A 567-nucleotide genomic window follows, 5' to 3' on the forward strand; every position below is an offset into this window, starting at 1 on the left:
TACTCTCTAAAGGATGCAATGATGTCTTCAAGATAAGGCGCTATACGCTCCATATCCCAAGACGTGGTCAAAAAGACTTTTGCCATTACCCTCTGCCTAAAGGACGTAAATCCACATTAAACCCTGTGATATGGTTCCAATGAACGCCTTCAGGAATACGCAATTTAAAGCGGTGATAACGATTGCGCGAACGACCATGATAAGCGCCCGTGACATATGAACATGCCCTCTCTTGGTGCCATGTAATCGGCGTCTGATTATTGCGAAGACGACGCTCTCCTATGCTTAAAAGACCTTCCGTCGTATCAACTTCAGCAAACATCTTCGTGATAAAGTTAAAACTTCCATCTGGTGCTCCCAATTCTTGCGAAACAACCGTTGCCTCCATCGGTGCTCCCGTAAACATAACAAGCCGATTTTCATCATCAAAAGCACCAAGCATTGGGGCGCCACTTTGCCAACGAGGGCTGTCTAAAGAAGCCGGTAATGTCTCAAGATTGATCGAGATCTCATCTAACTGTTCTAAAGTATAACCTGTCGTAAATACTGGAAACAACGTGAAAGGTT

1 pseudogene is annotated in these 567 nt (G+C 44.6%); it reads right to left on the reverse strand.

Features of this window, described 5'->3' with window-relative positions:
* Positions 1 to 85 precede the first annotated feature (85 nt).
* Positions 86 to 567 (reverse strand): annotated as a pseudogene (locus ACFINO_RS11410) (hypothetical protein); the annotation flags it as partial.

This window comes from Bartonella sp. AA83SXKL (genome assembly GCF_042196965.1).
Taxonomy (GTDB): Bacteria; Pseudomonadota; Alphaproteobacteria; order Rhizobiales; family Rhizobiaceae; genus Bartonella.